The organism is Microbacterium sp. Bi128, from assembly GCF_918698205.1.
In genome coordinates, this window is record NZ_CAKKMM010001194.1 from 1 (window position 1) to 1587 (window position 1587).

At 67.0% G+C, this 1587-nt stretch carries 1 protein-coding gene and 2 pseudogenes; 1 reads left to right on the forward strand and 2 read right to left on the reverse strand.

The annotated features are described in order from the left end of the window. Nucleotides 1-211: pseudogene (locus LQV45_RS31150) on the reverse strand (glycoside hydrolase); the annotation flags it as partial. Nucleotides 212-844: 633 nt separating this feature from the next. On the opposite strand from LQV45_RS31150, the gene LQV45_RS31155 reads away from it, so the two are divergent. After that, the gene (locus LQV45_RS31155; RefSeq protein WP_230011198.1) at nucleotides 845-1345 is read left to right on the forward strand and encodes a DUF3515 family protein; all 501 of its coding nucleotides are present in this window, start codon (nucleotides 845-847) and stop codon (nucleotides 1343-1345) included. A gap of 48 nt (nucleotides 1346-1393) precedes the next feature. On the opposite strand, the pseudogene LQV45_RS31160 reads toward LQV45_RS31155, so the two are convergent. Beyond that, a pseudogene (locus tag LQV45_RS31160) lies at nucleotides 1394-1587 on the reverse strand (D-alanine--D-alanine ligase A); the annotation flags it as partial.

Here is a 1587-nt window from a genome sequence, read left to right on the forward strand (position 1 = left end):
CTTCGGACTTCACCATGACGGGGGGCTCGCTGGGGGTGGCGATCACCGCAGGGGCCGTCGACGGCGCTGACGTCGGCGAAGGTGTGGGCGTCGGTGTTGCCGACGCTTCGGCGGTGGCCTCTTCCACCGGCGCCACCGGGACCACGGGTGCAACGAACGGCGGCGTTTCGATGACAGGTGCGGGCGTCACAATCGTGGGAGCGGCTGGCACCACGGGAGTCCCCGTTCCGCCGCCAGTGTTAGCGCCAGGCAGCGTACCGCCGCCAGTGTTAGCGCCAGGCAACGTACCGCCGCCAGTGCTGCCGCCAGGCAACGTACCACCGCCAGTGCTGCCGCCAGGCAACGTACCACCGCCAGTGCCGCCACCCGGCAACGTACCACCGCCAGTGCCGCCGCCAGGCAACGTACCACCGCCAGTGCCGCCACCCGGCAACGTACCGCCGCCCGGCGTCGTCCCCCCAGATTCACTCGGAGTGGGGGTGGGTGTCGGAGAGTCCGTGATCACAGGAGCACCGATGACGGGAGGCGGGTCTTCAGCGTGGGCAGGAACGGCCGTTCCCGCGATGGAGAGGGCCAGGAGCAGTGCTCCCAGCCCGACGCGTGCTGACTTCAGTTTTTGGCTGCGCGACGTCATCGACAGGCCCTCCCCCAGGTGCGAGATTGAATCAAGTTTGTGCGGTCGTGGCCATCACTAACGTCGTTGTCGGCAAAACCCCAGCGGTGCACGGTCCCCCCAGTCTACTTGACGGCAAGACAAGCTGTTCACCTCAGTGCCACCGAGCCATGATATAGGGCAGTCCGGGCCGTGACCATAGCGCCACGCGGACCGGGATAAGCTGGATCAATGCTCCCTTTCAGCCGTCTGGCTTCCGCGCGCCTGTCCTTGACTGTGGCGGCCGCCGCAGCCGGCCTGGCCTTGACCTCGTGTTCCCCGGTTGTCGACGTCACGCCCGCCAAGGATGCCGCGAACGCGGCCTGCGCGCCGATGATGCTGGCCCTGCCGGACGCGATCGGCGATGCCAAGCTGCGGAAGACCAACGCACAGGCCACTGCGGCCTGGGGCGATCCGTCCCAAGTGATTCTGCGCTGCGGCGTCAACGTTCCCGGACCCACGACCGACCGCTGTGTCAGCGTCAACGACGTCGACTGGGTCATCAAGGAAGGCGACCCCGTGTGGACGCTGACCACGTTCGGCCGCGAACCGGCCACGGAGATCCTGATGGACCCGGACAAGATCAGTTCGGCCACCGTGCTGGCGGACCTCTCCGCCGCCGCGCTGAAGATCCCGGCAACCCGGAAATGTGTGGGTCAAGAGGATCTGCAGAACCTCCCCACCAGCAAGTAGGCCCGGGCAGGCCCGTCCGCGCCCGCCCGGTTCCAGCGCAGCGCGGTTCTAGCGCAGGCCGGTCTTGCGGTGCAGGGCCAGGTGGATCAGCTCGTCAATCAGGTCGGCGTAGCCCAGTCCTGAGGCCTTCCACATCTGCGGGTACATGCTCTTGGGCGTAAACCCGGGCATGGTGTTGATCTCGTTGATGATCAGTTCGCCATCAGGGGTGTAGAAGAAGTCAACCCGGCTCAGTCCCTCGC